This is a genomic window from Parachitinimonas caeni (assembly GCF_030129945.1).
Classification (GTDB): Bacteria; Pseudomonadota; Gammaproteobacteria; order Burkholderiales; family Chitinimonadaceae; genus Parachitinimonas; species Parachitinimonas caeni.
This window is the reverse complement of the sequence record NZ_JARRAF010000002.1, coordinates 248,345-266,943: the sequence shown is the minus strand read 5'-3', so window position 1 is coordinate 266,943 and position 18,599 is coordinate 248,345. Positions and strand designations below refer to the sequence as shown.

Genomic DNA, 18,599 nt, shown 5'->3' with positions numbered 1-18,599 from the left:
GGACGTTCTTGCAAGACCGATAAGCGGGAGCTGATACACAACAGAATCCAGGTCATGGCAGCAGGCCGGTCTGGTGTCTGCCGGCACAGACGATGGTCGACTGCTACAACTGTGCATGGCTGCAGTTTGGGCTATCTACCAAGATGTTTCAGGTAAACAAAAATCACTGGAGAAACCATGTACCCCACATTGGCAACCGATCTGCAACAGCTGGAACAGATCCTCCTGCAGACCACGCACGAAGCTTTGTCGATATTGAATGGTCTGGATGAACGACCCGTGGCATCGGTGGCTGAACGGCCAGAGCGGCGTGGGCTGGATGATGCCGGGAAGGGGTTCGCCGCAACGCTGGAAGAGTTCAATCAACGCTACGCCGGTAGCTTTTCAGCCTCGGCCGGGCCGCGTTATCTGGGCTTTGTGACAGGGGGGGCGACGCCAGCCGCCCTGGCGGGGGATTGGCTGGTATCAACGTACGACCAGAATCCGACCTCCAGCCTGGACACCAGTGCCCCGGAGCTGGAGCGGGAAACGGTTGCCTGTCTGCGTGAGCTGTTTGGTCTCTCGGCAGCACATCAGGGCGCTTTTGTCAGCGGCGCCACCATGTCGAACCTGGTGGGTCTGGCGATTGGCCGCGAATGGATTGGCGAGCAACGCGGTGTTCGTGTTGCCGAGCAAGGGCTGGCCGCATTGGGACCGGTACGGATTTTGTCAGGTGCGCCGCACTCCAGCATTTATAAAGTGGCGTCGGTATTGGGACTTGGGCGATCGGCCATCGAGACCTTGCCGCTGCTGCCGGGGCGGGAAGCCGTTGACCTTGCGGCATTGGAGGCACGGCTGGCTGAGTTGTCAGGGGAAGCGTGCATCGTTGTTGGCAACGCCGGCACCGTGAACACCGTGGACTTCGATGATCTGGCGGCGCTGGCCGCGCTACGCGAGCGTTATCCTTTCTGGTTGCATGTTGACGCAGCTTTTGGTGCGTTTGCGGCACTGTCGCCACGCCATCAAGCCATGCTGGCCGGGCTGGATCTGGCCGATTCCATCTGTATTGATGCGCACAAGTGGCTGAATGTGCCCTATGACTCGGCCGTACAGTTCAGTCGTCGCAGAGATTTGCAGCTGCGGATATTCATGAATGCGGCGGCTTATCTGGGTGATCCTGGCGACAACCCGGAATTCGTCCATTTGACGCCGGAGAATTCGCGCCGTTTGCGGGCGTTGCCCAGCTGGTTCGCGCTACGGGCTTACGGTCGCGCCGGCATTGCCAGCATTACCATGCAATGTTGCGAGCACGCCGAGACCCTGGGAGGCTGGATTGCGGCAGCGCCGGAGTTTGAATTGCTGGCACCAATACGCATGAATGTTGTGTGCTACACCTTGCGCGATCTGCCGACCGGCCCGGCCGGGGAGACCGCAATACAGGACTACCTGCAGCGGGTGCGTGAAAGTGGGGAAACCTTTGTTACACCAACGGTTTACAAAGGGCGCTGGGCGATTCGTGCCACCTTCAGTAACTGGCGCACGCGGGCTGACGATGTGGCGCGTGCCTGGCAGGCCTTGCGGGCGGCTGCAGGAATTTGATCTGGCTCAAACCCTGGACAGATCGGGGGTGGTGGGTTTGATCCGCGTCAAGGGCAAGCGCAGAGGGTAGGCGTTAAATGGGCACATGAATCACCTATCGAGGACCGCATCATGAGCCCAGTTGTACGTGAACTACTTACCTCCGATTTTGGCATTCTCAGCATGTTGACCATCGGATTCATTGTTGTGATGGCCGGATACTTGGGCTGGTTTGTTCACAAGCATGTGCTGGCCGAAGAAAAAGTCCATGACGACGAACTGCCAAGACCCAGCCGCTGAGCAAATAAGGATCGGGCACGACTGTGCCCCCGATGACGGTCGGGCACAGCGTGAGATCCGTTGCGGCTCAGGCCGGTAACGGTACGGCGTGACCGCGCACCACCATACCGCCTTGGGCCGGGATGTCCAACCACAGCTGGCTCGGCCGGCCCATCGCTTCCCCCTGACGAATCAGCAGGCTTGCCGGTGGCAAGACCAATCCTGCAGCGCGCAGGTATCCACCAAGTGCGGCTGCGGCCGCGCCTGTGGCAGGGTCTTCGACAATGCCCCCAATCGGAAACGGGTTGCGTGAGTGGATGATGCCATCGCTTTCGCGCCAGATCAGCTGCAGCGTTGTCAGATTGTGCTGCAGCATCAAGCTTTTCAGTTCATCGAAGTCATAATCAAGCGCAGCCAGTGTCTCGGCGGCGCGCACCGCGACTACTAGATGCCAGTTGCCGGCGAAGGCCAGTGCCGGTGGAATGGCGGGGTCGAGATCGGCAGGTTGCCAACCGAGGGCCGATAACGCGGCATCAACCAGCGCGGTGGAGGCTACCTGATGCCGTGGCTCGACCGAGGTCAGTGCTGCCGTGTAGTGCCCATCTTGTCGCTGTACGCTCAGTGGAATATCCCCCGCCTTGGTCTGCAGCAGATAGCGGCCTTCCCCACTCTTTTCCCCTAGCACCACGCCAGTGGCGATGGTGGCGTGACCGCAGAAATCGACCTCTGCTTCAGGGCTGAAGTAACGGGCAGTTCGCACCAGACCTTCTGCAGGCGCAATAAAGACCGTTTCGGAATACCCGATCTCACGGGCGATCTGCTGCATGGTCCGGGCGTCGGGAAGGCTATCCCCGATCCAGACCCCGGCGGGGTTGCCGCCGGCCGGGTTCTGCGTGAAAGCGGCAATGCGCGATAGCGTTGCAGTCATGGCGTTCATCCTGTGCGTGATAGGAATTAGATGGGGCGCTTACACCACGACACAAGCCCACGACGATGCGATCTCACTTTCGCTTGTCTGCAGCCGTGTCGTTCAACACACCAACCGACGCGATCTGCAAACCTTACGTCAACAGAACCTAGTGCATATTGCGCGGGGCTTCGACATTGCTTCCGGCCAGGCTGGCCTCGTGTGCGTCTGCCAGATATTCGAGATGTGCCTGGGCACTGACCATCAGTTGCGTCAGCTGGTCGAAGTCCTCCGGTTCGAGCCGGATGGATACATGGGCAATCGACAGCCGCAGCACGCCACAACTCGGGCACAGGCTGACTGCGCCAACCTTGTTTTGCGACAGACCGTAATGGCTGCACGCTTCCTGATTTTGATCTTTGCTCATGGGTATCTCCTCCTGTCTGTTATCGGGTTTGGGGTTTCAAACTTTGTGCCTAGGTTCTGTTGACATTTTATTTCCGGATCGCGTTTCGTCGGATTTGGGCCTGATGCAAGGCAAAAAGCGCGCCGCTTAGTGGTAAGCCACGCGATTTCCCGTCTGGGCGCACAGGCTGTAAGGCTTGCATCGCAAGCCAACAGCCTGGCAGTCAACGCGGCAGCAGGCCCAAACCCGGCGCGACCGGAAACAAAACGTCAACAGAGCCTAGGTTCTGTTGACGCTAGGTGTTCTGGCCTATCCACCACAGCACCCCGCTGGGGTCGTAAAGGGTGAAGTCGCGCATCGCGTAGGGTTGGTCTTGGGGGGCGGAGATGCGCACCTGATATTTCTCGGCGATGCCGGCGCGCTGTAGCTGCTGCCACCAGGCATCGACGTCTTCAACCAGCAGATGCATCACATGGTTGTTGGCGTGCAGGGGTTCGTAGAAGTCTTGCAGCAAGGCGGCGCAATTGCCGTGGCACATATAGCAAAGTCCTTCGGTAGCTTCGGTGACGCGAAACCCGAGATCGCGGTAGAACGCTTGCGACACTGCAAAGTCTTTGGCGGGAATGAAGGTTTTGATTTCAACCGCATTCAGATTGGGCATATGAGCTTTCGAGGTGAGTGGCGATTTTTTTGGGGGAAGGGGCCCGCGTCTAATCATCCAAAGTAAAACGCACTGCAAATTCGACCCAACTCGCCAGGCGGGTCTCCCCGCGTCGGGCTGGAATGAAGCGCCAACGCTGGACTGCACGGCTGGCGGCGTCGTCGAACAGGCGATAACCGCTACTCCGGCTGATCTGTACATCGGCAGCCTGTCCATCTGTTTCCACTTTCACCTTCAACCAGACCGTGCCGACAATGCCTTGCTCTCGCAGCAGGGAGGGGTAGTCTGGCCGTGGGCTATAGGCGTGATCGGGGCGAGCCTGCTGGATAGGCGGGGCGGCTGCACTGACTGCGGGCGCCGATTCAACGGCAACGGGATGCGCGCTTGCCGGCTCTGTCTGCGGGCGGGGAGCCGTTAAGTTATCCGCGGCTACAGGCGGTGAAGGGATCGGACTGGTCGCCGGCAGCATCGGGTGCTGGGCCTGAGCTTGACCCCGAACTTGAATCTGAACCGCCTTGGCGGGAGGGCGGGGCATGTGGCGGGCCGGCGGCGAAGAGGCTACTGCCTGCGGCCTAAGGGCAGGGGCAGCCAAATGCTCTGCGGGGACGGCGAGGAGCGTGAACTGCATGCGCGAAGGGGTGGCCGCAGCGCCGAAACCCGGCGCAGGTTGCTGAGCCATCCACAGTAGCAGCAGGCCGTGGCACGCCAATACGGCGAGTCCGCATGCCAGATTCACCACATCGAAGCCGTGCCCTTGACCGGTCATGGTGCCGGGGCCGATGGATGTCGTGGAACGGGCGCCACCATCATGGCTTCGCCGCAGTCGCTCTTCAGTTGTCGCAGGCGAATGCCGTACAGCAATTCCAGCTGCGGAATGGCACTGGCGTCGGCGGTGATATTGGCCTGTAGGCGGCCTTGCTTGATCAGCCATAGCCGGTCGAAGGCCAGCAAGGCGTGGTTGATGTCATGCAGGATCGCAACCAGTGCATGCCCGCGCTGGCAGATAAAGGTCTGCAGGCTGTCGAGCAGGTCGAACTGCAAGCCGGGGTCGAGCGCTGCGAGTGGCTCATCCACCAGAACCAGCCCTTCCTGCACATCCCACAGCTGGGCGAAGATCCGCGCCAGTTGGACCCGTGCCTGTTCGCCGCCTGACAGCGTATCGAAGCGTCGCCCGGCCAGATGGCTGGCATGGGCCAGCTGTAGGGCCGCGCTGACGATAGCTGCCTGGTTGCTATCGGCTTGTCTGGCGACACGGCCCAAAGCGACCACCAGTTCGACTTCCAGTCCGAAGGCAATCTCGCTGCTCTGGGGTAAAACGGCACGCCGCTGGCTGAGTTCAATCAGCGTCCAGTCGGCGAGTGGCCGGTCATGCAAGCGAATACTTCCACTGCGGCTAAGCAGTTCGCGTGACATCAGCTTCAGCAAAGTAGACTTGCCAGCGCCACTGGGGCCAAGAATGGCAATGCGCTCACCCGTCTGCACCGTCAAACTGAAGGGGCCAAACTGTTGGGGCCCCAGCTGGATTTTGGTGTGATCGAGCGATAACAGCGGTTCGGGATTCTGCATGACTCAGGCAACTCGATGACGTCGGCCATACAACATGGCCAGAAAGAACGGACCTCCCAGCAGGGCGGTGAAGATTCCGACCGGGATTTCGGCCGGGATGGCCAGGGTGCGGGCCAACGTGTCGGCCAGCAAGACCAGCAATCCCCCCATCAGGGCGGCAAGCGGCAGTACGCGGCGTTGATCGGGTCCTACCCAGCTGCGCACGAGATGCGGGGCGATCAGCCCGATGAAGCCGACCATGCCGCACCAGGCCACGGCAAAGCCATTCAGCAGTGCAACCAGCAGCACGACCTCACCACGCAGACGGTTGACGTCAATGCCAACCTGCGCAGCCGCCGCTTCTCCTAGCGCCAGCGCATTCAGAGGTTGCCGCAGCTGACGGGTGCGCCAATGGGCGAGCGTGAGTAGCAGTAGCATGCCGGCCACCAGCCACCAATTGGCTGCAGCCAGTGAGCCGAGGGTCCAGAACGACAGGCTTCGCAGCTGCTCGTCGGTGGCTAGATACGTCGCTAGCCCGATCATGGCGCCGGCAATGGCATTGAGTGCGACACCGGTCAGCAGTAGCCCGGCAATTGAACCCGGCGAGATCCAGCGTGCAATCCGATCCAGTAGCAGGCAGACCAGCAGCGCGCCAAGGAAGGCCATGGCCGGCAAGAGCCAAATCCGCCATTCAGTGGGAAGTGGCAGCGACAATGCCGACAAGGCCACGATGCTCAGCGCTGCCGCACAGGCGGCACCCGCACTGACGCCCAACAGTCCGGCATCGGCCAGTGGGTTGCGGAACAGGCCCTGCGTGAGAGCGCCGGACAAGCCCAGCGCAGCGCCGATCAACAGTGCAAACAATGCCCGAGGCAGGCGAATTTGCCAGAGCACATGGGCCGTACCGCCCAGTTCGTCGCTACGCCAGAACAGCCAGTCGGCGGGCTGGATGGCGACAGCGCCCATCTGGCAGGCCAGAATCAGCGCCAGCGTGCATGCTCCAGCCAGGATCAGCGCCGGGCCTGGGCGTATCGGTCGGGAAATTTTGGCTGCAGCAAGCGTTGAGGTAGTCATGGTGTGATCGGTTTTTGACATGGGTCGGGCCGACGGTGGAGCGAGTAGTTTGATGTTACGCGCTCCACTTGGCAGCCTGCCGGACTTTCGATGCGAGAGGAGGGAGCGTGAGTGGGGGGACTCGGCTTTGCCGGTTTTCTTGTCGCATTGGTGCGCAATGCGTCTCGACAATCCGCAAATCGGAGTCGCGCTTCCCCACGTTCCATCGCTCATGCAAAGGCCCTCCTGGCAGACAGGCGCTATTGACGTCTGCGTTGCGCGCTACACGGTCATGGCGGCGTGCAGACTGGCATGCAGTTGGCGCACCGCTTGCGGTAGTCGCGGCCCGAAGCCGAGCAGGAACATCGCCTCGTGCACCACCACTCTGCGTGCCTTACCGGCGGGTGTCTGCGCCAGCCCCGAGAGTTTGAAAACCGCCTGGGGCCCACCCAAAGCCTGCGCGCCGAGATCGGTGAGCAGGATGACATCCGGTCGTGCGGCGATCACGGCTTCAGGTGTCAGCGGTTTGTAGCCCCTGATGCCTTCAACGGCGTTGTAGGCCCCTGCCAGCGTGATCATGGCATCTGCGGCCGTGTCGTTCCCCGCCACCATAATTTGACTAGGGCTGTGGCTGAGAATGAACAGCACCCGCTGTGGCGGGCTGCGCCGCTGGTTGATTTGCGTCTGCGTCTGAAGCCATTCGGCTTGCAGGCTCTGCTGCAGCTGCTGGGCAGCAGCACTGCGGCCAGTCAGGGTGCCAACTTGCCTGACTTGATCAAGCAGACCCTCGAAACGGTGATGGGAGGGCAGGACTGTGACAGGAACGCCTGCCTGGCCGATTTGCCGCAATACCGCTGGCGGCCCGGCGTCTTCCGTGGCGATCAGCTGAGTAGGCGCCAGGGTCAATACGCCCTCGGCTGACAGCGCCCTGGCATAGCCCACATTGGGCAGCTGGCGGGCAGTAGCTGGGTAGCGCGAGGTGGTATCGACCCCGACCAGCTCCCCGCCTGCGCCGAGGGCATAGATGATCTCCGTCAGGGCGCCACCGACACAGACCAGTCGGCGGCTGGCGGCCATCTGGGCAGCGACTGCCGGGACTTGCGCTGTGCCCAGCAGCAGAGGGCCAAGCCATAGCATTTGGCGTCGGCTCAGGCGGCACATACGACCTCCGGGCTGGTATGCAGCAGCCGGTCGATCAGACCACGCCATTCGCAGAGTTCGGGCTTGCCGGGTTTGCGCTCGCCAAAAAACATGGCAATGGTGTCGCCGTGCGCATCGAACAGCTCCAGCGAGGTCACCATGCCGTCTATCGTCGGCTTTCTGACGACCCAGGCGCTGGCAATCTGATCTTCGCGCAGATGCATGCTGAAACCAGGGTCGAGCACGTTCAGCCAGGGGCCCATCACCACGACTTTGCCGATGGTGCCGGTGTGGATCTGGATCATGCCGGCGTTGCCGACAAATACCATGATCGATACGTTCTCCTGGGCTGCTGCGTTCAGCACTTCCTGCGCGCTGGCCAGATCAACCTGCTGGGCAAAGCGGGGGTCTGCCAGGCGTAAACCCTGTGTACGGCTGACGGCGAAGCGCTTGAGCAATCCGAAGAATTCATGGGTATCCCGCAGGCTGGCCCATCCCTGGCGGAAAGCTTCGATATCAATGTGGCTGTCCGGCTGTTCCGGCTCGGCAGTGGGCCGCGCAATCGGCGTCAGTCCAGGGTGTTGGTCTTCGGCGCGAAATTGCTCGACCAGCTCGAGATACGCAGCGAGATGGCTTTCTGGCCGCAGAAAGATCTTGTGAATGGCCATACCGCTGGCGTCAAAGAACTGCAGGCTGCGTTGCGTACCTTTGTCGGTGTCTTCGCTGACGGCGAAACCATGAGCCCATTGTGCGTAAAACAGGCGCAGGTCAATGTCGCCGCCGAGCACCAGTCCCATCTGCCCGTGGTGGCTGGCTTTGCGATAGACCCCTGTCTTCTCATGTACGCAATGCGCATTGCGAGTCAGGGCCATCACGACGCCGAGTGGTTCCAGCGCTTCAATCAGCGCGGGCCATTCCGCCCGCAGCCGGGTGGCTTGCAAAGGGCTGTCGGTGGTGTCGCGGGCATTGCCGACATGGGCGGCGATGAGTCCGCCCTCGCTTAGATTCAGTTTCTCGGCAATGTCGCGATGGCGTAACCGGGCCTCGCGCCGCAACTGGCCGAAGGCTTCACGTATCACTGGGTGGGGTGCGGACATGATCATTCCTCCTAGAAGTCGTAACGAACAGAGAGTTGGGCATTGCGGCCCGGTGCGGTGTAGGCGTCCTGGATGGGACTGTTGTCAGCCAGTCCCCGGCTGTCCGACCAGCGCCAGTACTTGCGATCGAACAGATTGTTGAGATGAGCGTGGATGCTGAGTCGGGGTTGCGGTTTCCAGTAGATACCGAGGTCCAGCACGGTATAGCTGGGGGTGGCAAACGCAGGGGGCGAGGCCGGCGCGATACGTTCGCGCTGTTTGGCGGCACTGTATTCCAGTCTGGCGCTTGCCCCCCAGTTGTCCTGCTCGAAGCGCAATCCAAAGAGGGCGCGTAGTGGCTGCACGGTGTCCAGTGGCGTGGTCATGCCTCGGCTGTCGCTTTCCCCTCTGGCGTAAGCCAGACCTGCGTTGAGTTTCAGTGGTGACATGGGCTGCCACTCGCCGCGTAGCTCAGCGCCCCAGATCGTCGCGCTGCTGAGGTTGATGTACTGGAATACGGTAGGGTTGGCCGGTGTGCCGGCGCCGCCGACAACTTGCTGGCTGATGAAATCGCGATAGCGATTGTGATAAGCCGCTATGCTGTAGCGCCAGTTATCGCCGCGACCGCGCAACCCGATTTCGAGGCTATTGGCGTGCTCGGCCTGCAGGTGGGCATTGCCAACCGTGGTGTAGCCGGAGGCCGGGTTACTGAAGCCATTGTTGACCTGGTCGGGCGTCGGTGCCCGAAAGCCCTGCGCCCACTGTGCGTAGGGGGATAGCCAGGGAGCGTGTCGCCAGACCATTCCCAGTCGCGGTGTCAGGGCATGATCGCTAAGCGAGGCGAGCGGGGCGGCATAGGCATGGGCGGATGGGGTGAGCTGGTAATGATCCAGCCTTAGGCCGGGAATAATGCTCAATTGCCCGGCCTCCATCTCGTCTTGGACAAAGATGCCGGTCAGGGTGTAGTCGGTATCGGGAAAGGGCTTCGACGGAAAACGCTCGCCAGGAGGCGGTACGGTGCCATTGCGCTCGGCGCGGATGGTGCTGCGGCTCCAGTCAAAGCCATAACTCAGCCGCTGCGACAGTGGTGTGGCCAGATGGCTTTCAAATTGACTGGCAACCCCCGCTACGTTCTGCTCATACCGGTTGTCACGAGTACGGTCGGCGGCGGTGTACCGGTCTTCAATCGAAAATTGGCTGACTTCGGCATGTTGCCAGTAGAGGCGGGTATCGACCTTCTGCAGCCAGGTGGCATTGAGGTCACGGTAGCGGTGCTCCAGGGTCAGACGGTCGCGCTGGCTGCGGTCTCGACTATCCAGATCAATGACGCTGCTGGCGGCAAGCGGAGCGAGCGCACGTGCGGAGTAGACTTCGCTGTCCTGGTTGCGTCGCTGCCATTCCGCACTGGCTGCCAGTTGGTGCTCGGAGGTGAGTACCCACTGCACTTTGCCGAGCCAGTAGCGGTGATGATAGTCGAGGGGGTTGGGAGTGGTGCGATTGCTGTTCTGGGCGTCGTTATCACCCCGGTTTTCAGTCTCATGGCCTTGTCGATCGCTGCCCAGTAGCATGGCCTGCCAGCGCTCGCCTCGGCCTGCCAGGGCTGCCGCAGCATGGCTGGAATGATCAACCGAAGCATGCCCAAGCTTGGCAATGCCACCAATCGCTTGATCTTTCCGCAGCAAGTCAACCGGATCAAGCGTGCGCAAACTGACGGCACCGGCTAAGCCATCGCTACCAAACTGTGTTGAGGCCGGTCCGCGTAGTACCTCGGCAGCCTTCAGGCTGTCAATCTCGACGAATTCACCTCGGCCAGTGGCAAAGGCTCCAAAGCTGAAGCTATTGGGTAGGCGGATGCCGTCTACGGTCATCAGCACCTGATTGCCTTCCAGTCCCCGAATATTTACGCCCTCGTTACCTGCGCGCCCGGTAGCCGAACCTGCTGCAGTAAAGCGGCTTGGTGCGGTACGGATCGAAACATCCAGCTCGTCACGCAAGAGGGTTTTCAGATTATTGGGGGCAGACTGTTCGATCTGTACCCGGCTGGTAACGCTGACCGTGGCAGGTACGTTGTCGATACGCCGTTCGGTACGTGTAGAGCTGACGGTAATTTCATTCAGCCGATTCACTTCGTCTGCGGAGTCGGCTGTCGGTTGTGCCAGTGCTGGTGTGAGGTTCCAGGCCGTCGTCAGTGCCAGCGCAAGCGGTGTTCTGCTCAACATGATGCTTCCTTGCAATTCGGAATGGCACGGGCTGGCGACGGCTGGCTGGTGCAGTGTTCAGATGAAGTAATGCCTGAGGCAAGCGTGGAGATTAGGCACGCAACTACCTTTGCATAAAGATTAAATGATAATTGTTCTCATTTGCAAGGCCATTGTGCGAACTTGACTGGCAAAGCGATGCGGTTGGCAACTAAACGATCTGGGTATGGACTGCCGCGCGAGAACACAAACGTTGGCATGGGCGCGGAGAGACAGCTGGCGGGAGGCGGATATTGCCTGTCAGATGCCAATATCCACCGAACTACGAGGGCAGGGACTGTTAATTAGCTTATCAAGCTAATACGCACCATCGCCGCGCACCACCACCAAAGCAGTTTTGAAGATAATTTTGATATCGCCAAATAAGGACCAGTTATTGACGTAATAGGAATCAAGCGCAACGCGCTCGGTATAGCTCATATTGTTACGGCCACTCACTTGCCAAAGACCTGTTAAACCGGGCCGCACACTTAAATACAGATCAATATCAGCGCCGTAACGGGGCATTTCTGCTTCGACGATTGGACGGGGCCCAACCAAGCTCATGTCCCCGATTAATACATTCCATAATTGCGGCAATTCATCGAGACTGGTTTGGCGGAGGATCGCGCCAATGGGGGTGATGCGTGGATCATCTTTCAGTTTGAAATCGCGCTCCCATTCCTCTCGGGCTGCAGGGTCGTGCGCCAGTAATTCCTTCAAACGTTGGTCTGCATTGGGAATCATGGTGCGAAACTTATAACAAACAAATGGCTGGCCTGCTCTTCCAACCCGCTTGTGGCCAAATATCGCGGTACCACCGTGAGAGCGAATAATCAGACTGACCACCATAAAAACCGGAAGCAGTAATATCAGCAATATTCCGGCCCCGATTATGTCGAGCAGACGTTTAGCAAGGCGCTGAATCAAACTAGTACCCACTTGATAAATGTGACGATATGCAACATTTCTTGAAACAGGCAGGACGCTATTTCAAGATGGCCCTAAGAATCTCGCTGGGGACGGGCATGGATACGGCTTCCCCAATCTCTTTCAGCAAGATGAACTTTACTTCGCCTCGCTCGACTTTTTTATCAAGAGACATCAGGTCAATATATCTATCAACACCCAGCACGGGCGCCTCAGTAGGTAAGCCAGTAGCCGCAATCACACGTTCGACAGCTGCCCTGGCCGTGGAATTAATCAAACCCATACGCTCGCTGGCAATTGCCGCCAGACACATGCCTGCAGCTACAGCTTCACCATGTAGCCAGTGGCCATACCCCAAGCCCAACTCAATGGCATGACCGAATGTGTGACCGAAATTTAAATAAGCACGAACACCTGATTCAGTTTCATCTGCACTGACAATGCTTGCTTTATTCTGGCAGCATCGGGCAATCAAATGCTCCAGTAATTGCGCGTCGCGATTCAGAATCCCGGTTAGATTATGCTCATACCAATCAAAGAATTCAGTATCGCCAATCAGGCCATATTTGATGACTTCCGCCAAGCCTGCCAAGTATTCTCTCTTTGGCAGGGTATTGAGCGTTTCGATGTCAGTAATGACTACTGCGGGCTGATGAAATGCACCTATCAGATTTTTACCTCTTGCATGGTTGATGCCGGTTTTTCCTCCAACCGACGAATCAACCTGTGCCAATAAGGTAGTAGGGATTTGGATGAATGGGATGCCGCGCATAAAAGTTGCTGCGGCATAACCAACCAAATCGCCAATAACACCACCGCCCAAAGCAATCAACATCGACTTCCTATCGAATTTCTTCTCAAATAGAAAATCGTAAATAGTCTCAAGGGTGGTTTGATTTTTATATTGCTCACCATCGGGCAATACCAAGCTTTCGGTGGCGATTCCTGATTGCCCGAGGCTATTCAGCAACTGATTCAGGTACAGAGGGGCCACCGTGGAATTGCTGATGACGGCAACACGTCGTTTCCCGACGGTATCGCTAAACAGGTTGTGGCGGCGAAGTAGCCCAGATGCAATTTCTATCGTGTAGCTACGGTTGGCTAAATCAACGTTCACAGTGGTCATTATCAGGCCAATTCAATATCTTCAGAATTTGCTGTGTGAGGGAATTTACGCTTTGCCGACTTGTGTCCACGACCAAGTCGGCAACGGCGTGGTAGAGGGGGTCTCGAATGGCAAAAAGTTCGGTCAGACGTGCGAGCGGATCGGCTGTTTGCAGGAGTGGGCGGTTTTTGTCGTGCTTGGTACGTGCATACAAATCTTCAGGGGAGGCCCTCAAATAGATGACATATCCACCTGCGGACAGAATCTGACGATTCTCTTCGCTGATCACTGCACCGCCACCAGTAGCAAGCACAATGCCCCGCTGGCTTGCCAGGGCACGTAGGGCTTCTGTTTCTCGCTGCCGGAATCCTTGCTCGCCTTCGATGTCGAAGATCGTGGGTATACGAACACCCGTTCTTGCTTCGACGATGTGGTCGGAATCGTAGAATTCTTTATGGGTGGCTTTTGCCAAGCATCTGCCAACAGTGGTTTTACCCGCCCCCATTAGCCCGACCAGAAAAAAATTGCCCGACGCCATGGCGTCGAGCAATTTTTTATTCCTATTTATGTCTTTCACCTCAAGGAAAGCTCCTGACTTAGGATTTTTGGAGTGATAAAGATAAGCAGCTCTTTCTTTTCATCCAGTTTCTTTGTGTTCTTGAACAGATTGCCAAGTACCGGGATATCGCCAAACAGCGGTACTTTTGTCACCGTGTCTTGAATTTCCTGGGTAAAGATACCACCAATTACGACTGTCCCACCATTTTCAACCAATACTTGGGTCGAAACTTGCTTGGTATCAATGGTTGGGCCGGCGCCGGTATCTCTGCCGCGGCTGTCTTTGTTGACCTTAACATCCATGATGATGTTGCCGTCAGGCGTGATGTGCGGCTTTACCTTCAAGCTCAGTGTCGCCTTCTTGAAAGAAACGCTGGTTGCACCACTGGAGGTTGCTTGTTGGTAAGGAATTTCCGTACCGTCCTCGATAACTGCTTCAACTTGGTCAGAAGTAACCAAACGAGGGCTGGAGATGATCTTGCCTTTGCCATCAGCTTCCATCGCAGTCAGTTCCAGGCCAAGCAAGTTACCTGAGGCACTATCGATCAAGGCTGCGATGGTTCCCGCTGCAAAACCATTCAGGCCGGCTGCTGGTAGCGCAACATTGTTGGCTGTGGACGACAGGCCAGTTACAAACTCCCTACGTTTCTGAGCTTCGACATATTCCAGATTGGTACCGGAGGTAATGACATTGTCGCCAATGGTGCCTTTTGAGCCGAAGGAGATCCGTGCGCCAAGGTTGCGGCCGAAGTTATCGCTGGCTTCTACAATCCGGGCTTCGATCAATACTTGCCTTACTGCAACATCGATTTTGGCAATCAGGTTGCGGATATCTTCAAGCTTGGCGGGCACATCCTGAATAAACAGGGTATTAGTCCGAGGGTCAATCACTGCGCTACCGCGTTTGGTGAGCATCGATTGTTTTTCATCGGTCAACAGCTTTTTGAATTCCTCAGCCTTCTGGTACTTGAGCTGGAACGATTCGGTTCGGAGCGGCTCCAGGTCTGCTATCTGTTGGCGGGCCTCCAGAGCTTGTTTCTCCTTGGCTGCCAGCTCATCGCGCAAAGCTACCCACATCACGTTGCCATTCTCGCGCTTATCAAGACTCTTACTCTGCAGAATGATGTCTAGGGCTTGGTCCCATGGTACATCTTTCAGGCGTAGGGTAAGGTTCCCTGTTACGGTATCACTGGTAATGATGTTCTTGCCCGTGAACTCGGCAATGACCTGCAGGACCGTACGCACTTCAACATTCTGGAAGTTCAGAGACAGCTTCTCGCCTTTGTAAGTGGGCTTTTCCAGTTGAGCCATGCGGCTGGCTTGCTCATCCACGGCACGGACTTCAACGGTAAATTTAGACTCGGTCTGATAGGCGGAATATTCCCATTGGCCTTTGGGCTCAATCACCATCTTTACCGAATCGCCTTGGGTGAAGGTGTCGATCTTCTGAATGGCGGTACCAAAGTCAACCACATCCATCCGTCGTTCCAGATTGCGCGGAATCGCAGTCTTGGCGAACTCAACGATCAGGTTCTTGCCTTGCTGACGGATATCAATGCCGATATTGGGGTTGGACATGTCAACGACGACACGACCTTCACCGTCTTTACCTCGGCGGAAATCGACATTCTTCAGTGACTCTTTGGTACCCAGCGTCTTATTTTCCGAAAACTGCGAGCTGGTATTGACGGCTGGCGTTGCGGCTACGCTTGCAGCATCGACACTGATTTGCAGCTTGTTGCCTTCGGCCTTGGTTTCATAGGTCGCTGTTCTGACCAAACTTAACACCAGCCGGGTTCTGCCCGTTCCTTCCGCCAGATTGATCGACTTTATCGCGGAGCTATTGACCACCAAGCTGCTCTTCCCGCTTTGGTTGGAGACATTGATAAAGTCAAAGGCAATGCGAGGCGGGGTGTTCACTGCAAAACTTGCAGGTAACGCCACGGGTTTATCCATCGTAATGGTGACAACTTGCTTGTCCGATGCAACGCTACTGACCTCGATACTTTTAATCGAATTGGCTGCATCGTTGGCAACAGCTGCCTGAGCCAACATCGCAACACACAGCGCCTTCAACCATTTGAATGCCTTATCGTAGGTCATTTCTTTTGCTCCGATTCTTCGAGCGTTAATTGGGTGGATCGCTCGACCCAGTCGCCGCCACTGTCTTCAACGATTTCTTTGATTTGAACTTCGGTATCGGTAATTGCCGAAATCATTCCAAAGTTCTGGCCCAGATAGCTACCAACCTTGACACGATACAGATTGCCATCTGGTGTTTTGATCAAAGCATGAATCTCTTTGCCTCGTTGCAGGGTTCCCACCATCCGCAATTTTTCGAGGTCGTAAGCTTCAAGCGTTTCCTTGGGACGGTTGAAATTAGGTGCCAGCGAGCCACCACCTTTTTTTGCTACGTCCATTTTGACAGGTCGGAAGGGATCAACCTGGTCGAATGCATTGTAGGGAAATGGTTGGTAAGGTTTGACCTCTGGTAATGGGTCTACCTTACCTCGAAGGTTTTGGCTATTTTCCTTCATCCATTCTTTAAGATCGCCAAACTGTTCGCCACCACATCCGGCTAACAGAGCGACCAGCAGGATAGAAATTCGCTTGCTCATGGCCTTTCTCGTTCTCCGTGACGGCTACTGCTGCTTCTTCTTCTTGGCCTCTGCCTCCGCCTTTTTGATCTGAACAGCTTCTTCAGGATCAAGCGCGCGATAGGTTTTAGCCACGGCCTGCATCAACAAAATATTGCCTGCAGCGCCTGGCGTACCTGGTGCGGCAGGTACCGAAATCTGCACGTTGTTGAGAGTGACGATCCGCGATAGTTGTGCGACGTCGCTGGTAAATGCTGCGAGGTCGTGATAGCTGCCGACAATCTTCAGTTCGATGGGGAGTTCCGCAAACTCAGAAGTACGAGTCTCCACTGCTGCGGGCTTGAACAACTCAAATTGCAGGCCGCGACCAACTCCAGACTGGTTGATTTCGGTAATCAACACTTCCATTTCGGACTTGCTGGGCAATTGCTTTAGCATGGCGCCAAAAGACTGCTGAATTTCAGCGAGCTGCTGCTTATACGCATCAAGGTTGACAGCCCTTGCCTTTTTGTCGAGATATTCTCGCTTCAGCTCTTCTTCTTTAGCTACGCCTACGTTCAGCTCTTCCCTTTGCGCATCAATGAGGAGGAAATAGCCAAGGACAATCACCACCACGAAAATGACGGCGAAAGCTCCAATTTGTATAACGGCCGGCCAGTTACCGACATCTTTCGGATCTAGCCGCCGCAAATCATCAATCACGCTCATGCCTTGCCTCCGCCAGACTCCGGTTTTGCGCCATCTTGCTTGGCTCCATCTTTCTTGGCTTGCCCCGGCTTTGTCTCCTCCTCGGCTTGCGCACGTGTAACTTTGACGCGTAGATTAAATTCGCTCAGCCGCTTGTTACCGACGGGTGTCGCTTTGATTTCAATCAGCGTCGGCTGCTCAAATATAGGAGAGTCATTCAGGCTGCGCATGAAGGTGGAAACCCGCGCATTCGACTGGGTGTAACCGTTCAGGACAAGCTGATCGTCGGTCTGCTTGATTTCGCGCAGATAAACGCCTTCAGGGGTTTGTCTAACCAGCTGATCAAGGATATGCACCGCTTCGGATCGGTTTGACTGAAGTCGTTCAACCACCTTCTTGCGGTCCAGCAGCGCTTGGCGCTCCTTCTTCAGCGTCTCGATCTCTGCAATTTGCTTGTCGAGTAGTTCATTCTGCCCCTTCAGAAATGCGTTCCGCTCTTCCTGATTGGCAATTTCCTGTTGAACGAAAGTGTAGGCCGCAGCGACCACCGCAAACCCGGCGGCAAAACTCATCGCGGAAAGAAACGCGAAGCGGCGAAGGCGAGCCTTCCGCTTCTGCTCCCGGTGGGGGAGCAGGTTGATACGAATCATGGGTCAAATCTCCGCAAGGCCAAGCCACATGCGATGAGCAACGATGGCGCATCCAGCAGTAACTGTCTCGTTTTAATACGGCTCGACTGCGTCATGTTCAGGAATGGATTGGCAATCATGGTGCTGACCTGCGTACGGCTTGCCACGATTTCGTCCAGACCCTGTATCACGCTGCAGCCACCAGCCAACAGGATGTGATCCACAGTGTTGTACTGCGTAGACGTAAAGAAGAATTGCAGGGCTCTTGAGATTTCCAAGGCCAAGGTATCCATGAAAGGCTGCAGAACTTCGGGCTCGTAATTTTCTGGCAGCCCGCCGTTGCGTTTCGCCGCTTCGGCTTCTTCCGATGACAAGTTGAATTTGCGTTGAATATCGAGGGTTAATTGATTACCCCCAAAAGCCTGTTCACGAAAATAAACTTGTTGACCATCTCTTATGACATTGATATGCATCATAGATGCGCCAATATCAACGACTGCAACAGTCTGATCTGCCCCGGAATTCGGTAGTTGACGCTGAATGAGTTCAAATGCCGCTTGGGTAGCAAAAGATTCCACATCCATGACGATTGCTTTTAGTCCGGCAGCTTCAATTGCCGCTACACGGTCCTCTACTTTTTCTTTCCTGGAGGCTGCAATCAATACTTCTACTTCGTCTGGAGTGGCTGGAGATGGCCCCAAAACCTGAAAGTCAAGATTAACTTCATCTAATGCAAACGGAATATATTGGTTTGCTTCAGTTTCGACCTGCATCTCCAGTTCTGGCTCGGTTTGTCCGGCAGGAACGGTAATCTTCTTTGTTATGACAGCAGCAGCAGGGAGCGCCAGGGCTGCGGTCTTAACGCGAGTTCCCATATTGCGCCATGCGCGCTTGACGGCCTCTCCTACGGCCTCTAGATTAGCGATGTTTCCATCTGTAACGGCATCTTTTGGTAATGGTTCAATAACATAGCGTTCCATTTCCAAATTCTTGCCAGTCTCTTTAAGCTCTACCATCTTAACCGCCGAAGTGCTGATATCAATACCAATCAGCGGCGGAGACTTCGGCTTTAGGAAATCCAGCTTCAACTCGATTTTCCTTTTTCAAATTAGGTTAGTAGGAGAAATTTATTTCAAGTTACGTTAAATCGTAGCAGCCCGTTCTCGGAGTGTAAAGCCAGTTTTATGCATTTATTCTATTCTTGGTTCCGACCTCTATAATAGGATCCCTCA

Annotated in this window: 19 protein-coding genes; 2 read left to right on the top strand and 17 right to left on the bottom strand. The window is 56.5% G+C overall.

Annotated features, from left to right (window positions below):
• The first annotated feature begins 177 nt into the window (after positions 1-177).
• Together PZA18_RS02850 and PZA18_RS02845 are read left to right on the top strand one after the other, a co-directional pair.
• Positions 178-1,578: a pyridoxal phosphate-dependent decarboxylase family protein gene (locus PZA18_RS02850; RefSeq protein WP_284099274.1), complete on the top strand. Its 1,401-nt coding sequence runs from the start codon at positions 178-180 to the stop codon at positions 1,576-1,578.
• 111 nt (positions 1,579-1,689) lie between these two features.
• The gene (locus PZA18_RS02845) at positions 1,690-1,857 is read left to right on the top strand and encodes a DUF3149 domain-containing protein (protein ID WP_284099273.1); all 168 of its coding nucleotides are present in this window, start codon (positions 1,690-1,692) and stop codon (positions 1,855-1,857) included.
• A 67-nt stretch (positions 1,858-1,924) separates the two neighbouring features.
• Here PZA18_RS02845 and PZA18_RS02840 read toward each other — a convergent pair whose 3' ends face one another.
• The 17 genes from PZA18_RS02840 to PZA18_RS02760 form a co-directional block, all read right to left on the bottom strand.
• On the bottom strand, positions 1,925-2,764 hold the full coding sequence (locus PZA18_RS02840; RefSeq protein ID WP_284099272.1) for a PhzF family phenazine biosynthesis protein: 840 nt from the start codon (positions 2,762-2,764) through the stop codon (positions 1,925-1,927).
• Positions 2,765-2,912: 148 nt separating this feature from the next.
• Positions 2,913-3,170 (bottom strand): hypothetical protein, encoded by a 258-nt coding sequence (locus PZA18_RS02835; protein ID WP_284099271.1) that lies wholly within the window; start codon positions 3,168-3,170, stop codon positions 2,913-2,915.
• A 274-nt stretch (positions 3,171-3,444) separates the two neighbouring features.
• Positions 3,445-3,810, bottom strand: a complete 366-nt coding sequence (locus PZA18_RS02830; protein ID WP_284099270.1) for a VOC family protein — start codon at positions 3,808-3,810, stop codon at positions 3,445-3,447.
• A gap of 49 nt (positions 3,811-3,859) precedes the next feature.
• Positions 3,860-4,576: an energy transducer TonB gene (locus PZA18_RS02825; RefSeq protein ID WP_284099269.1), complete on the bottom strand. Its 717-nt coding sequence runs from the start codon at positions 4,574-4,576 to the stop codon at positions 3,860-3,862.
• On the bottom strand, positions 4,573-5,376 hold the full coding sequence (locus tag PZA18_RS02820) for an ATP-binding cassette domain-containing protein (protein WP_284099268.1): 804 nt from the start codon (positions 5,374-5,376) through the stop codon (positions 4,573-4,575). The genes PZA18_RS02825 and PZA18_RS02820 overlap by 4 nt, the downstream gene beginning before the upstream one ends.
• A gap of 3 nt (positions 5,377-5,379) precedes the next feature.
• Positions 5,380-6,450, bottom strand: coding sequence for a FecCD family ABC transporter permease (locus tag PZA18_RS02815; RefSeq protein WP_284099267.1), 1,071 nt, complete (start codon positions 6,448-6,450; stop codon positions 5,380-5,382).
• A 240-nt stretch (positions 6,451-6,690) separates the two neighbouring features.
• Positions 6,691-7,569: a heme/hemin ABC transporter substrate-binding protein gene (locus PZA18_RS02810; RefSeq protein WP_284099266.1), complete on the bottom strand. Its 879-nt coding sequence runs from the start codon at positions 7,567-7,569 to the stop codon at positions 6,691-6,693.
• A complete protein-coding gene (locus PZA18_RS02805; RefSeq protein WP_284099265.1) occupies positions 7,557-8,645 on the bottom strand; it encodes a hemin-degrading factor in 1,089 nt (362 codons plus the stop codon). Before PZA18_RS02805 ends, PZA18_RS02810 begins: the two co-directional genes overlap by 13 nt.
• A gap of 11 nt (positions 8,646-8,656) precedes the next feature.
• Positions 8,657-10,843: a TonB-dependent hemoglobin/transferrin/lactoferrin family receptor gene (locus PZA18_RS02800; protein ID WP_284099264.1), complete on the bottom strand. Its 2,187-nt coding sequence runs from the start codon at positions 10,841-10,843 to the stop codon at positions 8,657-8,659.
• 336 nt (positions 10,844-11,179) lie between these two features.
• On the bottom strand, positions 11,180-11,791 hold the full coding sequence (locus PZA18_RS02795) for a sugar transferase (protein ID WP_284099263.1): 612 nt from the start codon (positions 11,789-11,791) through the stop codon (positions 11,180-11,182).
• 58 nt (positions 11,792-11,849) lie between these two features.
• Positions 11,850-12,917, bottom strand: a complete 1,068-nt coding sequence (gene aroB, locus PZA18_RS02790; RefSeq protein WP_284099262.1) for a 3-dehydroquinate synthase — start codon at positions 12,915-12,917, stop codon at positions 11,850-11,852.
• Positions 12,898-13,434 carry a shikimate kinase gene (locus tag PZA18_RS02785; protein ID WP_308447320.1) on the bottom strand — a complete coding sequence of 179 codons (537 nt, stop codon included), beginning with the start codon at positions 13,432-13,434 and terminating at the stop codon, positions 12,898-12,900. Before PZA18_RS02785 ends, aroB begins: the two co-directional genes overlap by 20 nt.
• Positions 13,435-13,469: 35 nt before the next feature.
• Entirely contained in the window at positions 13,470-15,557 is a 2,088-nt protein-coding gene (gene pilQ, locus PZA18_RS02780) for a type IV pilus secretin PilQ family protein (protein ID WP_284099260.1), read from the bottom strand.
• On the bottom strand, positions 15,554-16,072 hold the full coding sequence (locus PZA18_RS02775) for a pilus assembly protein PilP (protein ID WP_284099259.1): 519 nt from the start codon (positions 16,070-16,072) through the stop codon (positions 15,554-15,556). The genes pilQ and PZA18_RS02775 overlap by 4 nt, the downstream gene beginning before the upstream one ends.
• A gap of 24 nt (positions 16,073-16,096) precedes the next feature.
• Positions 16,097-16,759: a type IV pilus inner membrane component PilO gene (locus tag PZA18_RS02770; RefSeq protein WP_284099258.1), complete on the bottom strand. Its 663-nt coding sequence runs from the start codon at positions 16,757-16,759 to the stop codon at positions 16,097-16,099.
• On the bottom strand, positions 16,756-17,388 hold the full coding sequence (locus PZA18_RS02765) for a PilN domain-containing protein (RefSeq protein WP_284099257.1): 633 nt from the start codon (positions 17,386-17,388) through the stop codon (positions 16,756-16,758). Before PZA18_RS02765 ends, PZA18_RS02770 begins: the two co-directional genes overlap by 4 nt.
• Positions 17,385-18,455 (bottom strand): pilus assembly protein PilM, encoded by a 1,071-nt coding sequence (locus PZA18_RS02760; protein WP_284099256.1) that lies wholly within the window; start codon positions 18,453-18,455, stop codon positions 17,385-17,387. The genes PZA18_RS02765 and PZA18_RS02760 overlap by 4 nt, the downstream gene beginning before the upstream one ends.
• Positions 18,456-18,599 lie beyond the last annotated feature (144 nt).